6 protein-coding genes are annotated in these 5,010 nt (G+C 66.6%); 4 read left to right on the plus strand and 2 right to left on the minus strand.

The window, feature by feature from the left end; all coding sequences use genetic code 11:
• Positions 1-444, plus strand: a 444-nt coding sequence (locus ACNPP0_RS24085; protein WP_448707218.1) for an Ldh family oxidoreductase, incomplete at its 5' end; no start/stop codon positions are given.
• Between the two features lie 22 nt (positions 445-466).
• Here the strand turns inward: ACNPP0_RS24085 and ACNPP0_RS24090 are convergent.
• Entirely contained in the window at positions 467-1,363 is an 897-nt protein-coding gene (locus ACNPP0_RS24090; protein ID WP_332612416.1) for an AEC family transporter, read from the minus strand.
• A gap of 245 nt (positions 1,364-1,608) precedes the next feature.
• Between ACNPP0_RS24090 and ACNPP0_RS24095 the strand changes: the two genes are divergently transcribed.
• A complete protein-coding gene (locus tag ACNPP0_RS24095; protein ID WP_314365245.1) occupies positions 1,609-1,845 on the plus strand; it encodes a helix-turn-helix domain-containing protein in 237 nt (78 codons plus the stop codon).
• On the opposite strand, the gene ACNPP0_RS24100 is transcribed toward ACNPP0_RS24095, so the two are convergent.
• Entirely contained in the window at positions 1,835-2,407 is a 573-nt protein-coding gene (locus tag ACNPP0_RS24100) for a hypothetical protein (RefSeq protein ID WP_332612418.1), read from the minus strand. The two genes, ACNPP0_RS24095 and ACNPP0_RS24100, sit on opposite strands and share 11 nt — an antisense overlap.
• Before the next feature lie 43 nt (positions 2,408-2,450).
• Here ACNPP0_RS24100 and ACNPP0_RS24105 point away from each other — a divergent pair, with 43 nt between their 5' ends.
• Positions 2,451-3,359 (plus strand): alpha/beta hydrolase, encoded by a 909-nt coding sequence (locus tag ACNPP0_RS24105; RefSeq protein WP_082134598.1) that lies wholly within the window; start codon positions 2,451-2,453, stop codon positions 3,357-3,359.
• A gap of 32 nt (positions 3,360-3,391) precedes the next feature.
• Positions 3,392-4,963, plus strand: a complete 1,572-nt coding sequence (gene gshA / locus ACNPP0_RS24110) for a glutamate--cysteine ligase (RefSeq protein WP_332612421.1) — start codon at positions 3,392-3,394, stop codon at positions 4,961-4,963.
• The last annotated feature ends 47 nt before the right edge of the window (positions 4,964-5,010 follow it).

Genomic DNA, 5,010 nt, shown 5'->3' on the forward strand with positions numbered 1-5,010 from the left:
CCCCCCCGCGACAACCAGCCCATTCCGCTGGGCTGGGCGCTGGACGCCAATGGCGAACCCACCACCGATCCGAAGGCCGGGCTGGCCGGCAGCATGCTGCCCGCGGGTGGCGTCAAGGGCGCAATGCTGGCGCTGATCGTTGAATTGCTGGCGTGCGCCTTGACGGGCGCGCACTTCGGTTTCGAAACCGAATCGTTCTTCGTCGATGCCGGCGGCCCGGCGCGGCTGGGCCAGGCTTTCATGGCGATCGACCCCGGCGCGCTGGCGGGCAACAACGCCTATCTGGAACGCGTGGAAACGCTGGTGGACGCCATGCTGGAAGATGACGGCGTGCGCCTGCCGGGAGACCGCCGCAGGAAGTTGCGCGACGAAGCCATCAAGCACGGCGTGGACGTTCCGGACGCGCTGATGGCGCAACTGCGTGACATGGCCGGCGTGGCCTGACGGCCCGGCGGGTATTGCGTCGTCAGGCGCCGTGGGTGAACCAGAGCATCAGCGGCGCCAGCAGCAGGAACACCACGGTCGACACCAGCACGGCGCCCGCCGCCGTGTCGCCCAGCGTGGTGTAGCGCTTGGCGTACATGTAGCTGACCACGGCGCACGGCATGGCCATCTGCAAGGTCAGCGCGCCGGCCAGCACGGGTTCCAGGTCCAGCGCCCACACCACCGCCAGCCCCGCCGCCAGGCCCACCACCAGCCGTATCGCCGCCACCTTGGCGCCGTCACGCAGGCCGTTGGACGGGATCAGGGCCAACGCGTGGCCCAGGCTCAACAGCATCAGCGGCACGGTCACCGCGCCCAGCATGTGGGCGGTGTCGATGACCCAGGCCGGCACCGGCACATGCAGTAGCCGCAATGCCACCGCCACCACCGAAGCCAGCAGAATGGGGCTTTTCCAACTGCCCTTGGTATTGACGCCCGGCAACAGCCGCACGGCAACGGTGTGCATGACGAACGAGTTGACCGCGAAGAACGCCACCGCCACCGACAGCCCCGCGTCGCCGAAGGCCAATTGAGAAATGGGCAGGCCCAGGTTGCCGGCGTTCGGCAGGCTGGCCGTCGGCAGCAACGTGCGCACCGGCAGCTTCCACATTTTCAGCAGCAGCGCGCCGACCAGCGCGCACAGCAGCAACGCCGCGACAGTGGCCATGGCCACATCCGCCAGCGCGCGGTCATCCAGGTGCGTCGTGACAAAGGTATGGAACACCAGCGCCGGCGTGGTCACGGACGTCACCAGCGTGGTGATGAACGCGCCGCCAAAGGGGATATCGCGCTTGCCCCACAGCACCCCGATGCCCACGCAACACAGCAAGGGCAGCATCAGCACGATGGCTGACAGGTAGAACTGGGCGATGGCCAACATACAACTATTCCGTCAAAGATAAGTGGATCAATGCGCGAAAGCATCAATGCTTGCTAGGCGGCGGCGCGGGCCGCAGCATGCAGCAACTTCACTACAGGGCGCACTGCCCCCGGGCCACCATGACCGCACCGCTTCGCTTCGCCGCGCTCCGAGGATCATCCGCATTCCAACGCTTGTGCGCCTTCCATCCGGACTTGGCCCAGCGCGGCGGGCCATTGTCATCATTGGGGCCACCCGTGCCCGCGATGCACTCGCTGGGCAAGCTGCCCCCCTACAAAGCGCTGTCCGACCGCCAGGCGGCGTGCCTGTATTGGGCAGCTGCCGGCAAGACCAGCTGGGAAACCAGCCGTATCCTGGACGTCGCGGAAAGCACCGTGAATTTCCATTTGCGCAACGCCTGCACCAAGCTGGGCGTGCGCGGGCGCCGCACGGCCGTGGTGGTGGCCCTGCGCCACGGGCTGCTGGACAGCGTCATCGAGTAACCGGGTTGGCCGGGCCCGGCTTGCCGGGATTCACCACCACCGACCTCAGGAATTCGCGCGCGCGTTCGGCGGGCAGGCTTTCCTGGGTGCCGGCGGCCACGGCCTCGATCAGCATGGTGTCGGTGACCCACACCTTGGCTACAAGCCAGCCCGGCTTGCCCATGGCCTTGCCGTGCACTTCGATGTCCTGCCCATACGCCGGCCATTCCGTGGGCGGCGGGGCCTGCATATTCGTGTACAGCGAACGCATCAACGCCATGCCCAGCGCCTGCTTGGCGGCCGGGTCCGCGGCAATGTCCGGCGGCAGCGGCGCCGAGCCCACGGCGAACACGGCCTCGCCCACGGTCGCGCTCGACAAGGTAAAACGCAGGGTATGGGTGTCCAGGGGCAGGTCCCGGCTGTCGGTCGAGACCCGGTCGGGGAATGCCGCGCGCACGTGGCCGTCGGCCACGTCCACTTCGCGCCAGTTGTAACGGGGCGAGCAGGCGGCAACCAACAAAGCCAACCCCACAATCAGGCCGGCTTTCTTGAACATGAAACGAAACAGCGATGAAATCGTCATTACCGTAGACCCGACGGCCCATTCATTTCGAGGAATGCTGAAATTGTCGCCGATTTCCATCACCCCCGCGCCCGACGGCACGCCATTGGCCAACTATCTTTGGCCCGCCGCGCCCAATGTGCCGCCCCCCGTCACGGGGCCGGGCACGCCCAGCGTGTACCTGATGCACGGCCTGAGCGAACACGCCGGCCGCTATGACCGCCTGGCCCGCTGGCTGGCCGCGCGCGGCTGGACCGTGGGCGCGCACGATCACCGCGGCCATGGTCGTTCCGGCGGCCCGGCCGCCACCCTGGCCCATCAGGACGACCTGGTCGTGGACGCGGTTGACCGCCTCCGCGCCTGGACCGCCCTGCAAGGCCGCCCGCCCATCGTGCTGGCCCACAGCCTGGGCGCGCTGGTGGCCGTGCGCATCGCCCTGCGCCGCCTGGCCGAGCTGGACGCGCTGGTGCTCAGCTCGCCGCCTTTTGTCGTGAACGTGCCGATGTGGGTGCGCCGCACACTTACCTGGATGTCGCTGCATGCGCCAGACTTGCGCGTGCCCCATGGCCTGGCGCCCGCCCGCATCTCGCACGACCGGGCCGTCGTCAAAGCCTACCGGTCCGACCCCCTGGTGCGCCGGCGCATGACCGGCCGGCTGGCCCGTTTTGTCGACGAAGGGGGCCGGGAATCGCTGCGCGAAGCCGATCTTCTGCCCTGCCGCACCCTGCTGATGGTGGCGGGCGATGATTCCATCGTGGCCGCCGAAGGCAGCCGCCAATTCGCCCAGCGCGCACCCGCGCAATTGCTGACCCTGCGCTGGTACGACACCGCCTGGCACGAAATTTTCAATGAAACGGCCCCTATTTCCGATCCGGTTTATGCTGACCTGGACGAATGGCTGGCGCGCACGGCGCAGGCATTGTCCCTGCCCCCAGTACTGACTCCCTCGGCACAGGAGGCCGGCACCCCGTAAAATCCCGCGACAGACCCCAACGAGAAGAATCCGTGACTGATACCGCCGCCAACCGCCTCTCCCGCCTAGAGGCCAACCGCTCGCTGCTGACCCAGACGTTGCGAGGCATTGAAAAAGAAGGCCTGCGCGTGGACGAGCAGGGCATTTTGTCGCGCACGCCCCACCCGGCCGGCCTGGGTTCGGCGCTGACCAATGAACACGTCACCACCGATTACTCCGAATCGCTGCTTGAGCTGATCACCGGCACGCACACCGACGTCGATGCGCTGCTGGCCGAGCTCACCAACACCCATCGCCACGTGTACAGCGTGCTGGATCACGAGCTGATCTGGAACCAATCCATGCCGGCCACGCTGCCGGCCGAAGCCGACATCCCTATCGCCTGGTACGGTAAGTCCAACACCGGCATGCTCAAACACGTGTATCGCCGCGGCTTGGCCGAGCGCTACGGCAAGACGATGCAATGCATTGCGGGCGTGCACTACAACTTCTCGCTGTCCGAAGACCTGTGGTCCGTGCTGGACACGCAGGCCGGGTCCGCGCAAGACCGCCGTTCGCGCGGCTACATCGGGCTGATCCGGAACTTCACGCGCCATTCCTGGCTGCTGATGTACCTGTTTGGCGCGGCGCCAGCGCTGTCCAGCGACTTTCTGCGTGGCCATGACCACCCGCTGGAACGCCTGGGCGACCACACGCTGTACCTGCCCTATGCCACCAGCCTGCGCATGAGCGACCTGGGCTACCAGAACAAGGCGCAGTCGCAGCTCAAGCTTTGCTACAACGACCTGGACACGTTCCTTGGCCGTTTGTACGACGCCGTGACCCAAACGTGGCCCGACTACGAAAAGATCGGCACGCATCGCAATGGCGAATGGATCCAGCTGAACACCAACGTGCTTCAGATCGAAAACGAGTACTACTCCAGCATCCGCCCCAAGCGCGCCACGGGACGCTGCGAACGCCCCATCACCGCCCTGGCGGAACGCGGCGTGCAATATGTGGAAGTGCGCTGCCTGGATATCGACCCCGAATCGCCGGTGGGCATCGACGCCGATACCAGCCGCTTTGTCGACGCGTTCCTGCTGTTCTGCACCGCGTCCGACAGCCCGTTCTTCCCCGCCAACGGCTACTGTCAGCGCAGCGCCGACAACTTTTCGACCGTCGTCAAAGAAGGCCGCAAGCCTGGCCTGATGCTGGACCGCGAAGGCAAGCCGGTGGCGCTGAAAGAATGGGGCCACGAATTGCTGGACCAGATTGCGCCGTACGCCGCGCTGTTTGATTCGGCCCTGGGCGGCACCGCCTACGCCGATGCGCTGGCTGCGCAACGCGTCAAGCTGGACCAGCCCGACGCCACGCCGTCCGCGCGTCTGTTGCAGTCGTTGACGCAAAGCGGCCTGTCGTTTCACGACTACTCGCTGGCGCAAAGCCGCAAGCATGCGGATACGCTGCGCGGACAAGCCCTGCCCTCGGACCTGGCCGCCGCGTATCAACAGGCGGCAACGCAATCCACCGAAGAGCAGCAGCGCATCGAGCAGTCGGACACGGTGGACTTCGCCACCTACGTGGCACGCTACCACGAGGCCCTGAAGGCCCCGCGCAAATAAGGCGTATCGTTAGGGTTTGCGTACGCGGCGCCTGCCTGACGGGCAAG

The organism is Achromobacter semiaridum (assembly GCF_053543755.1).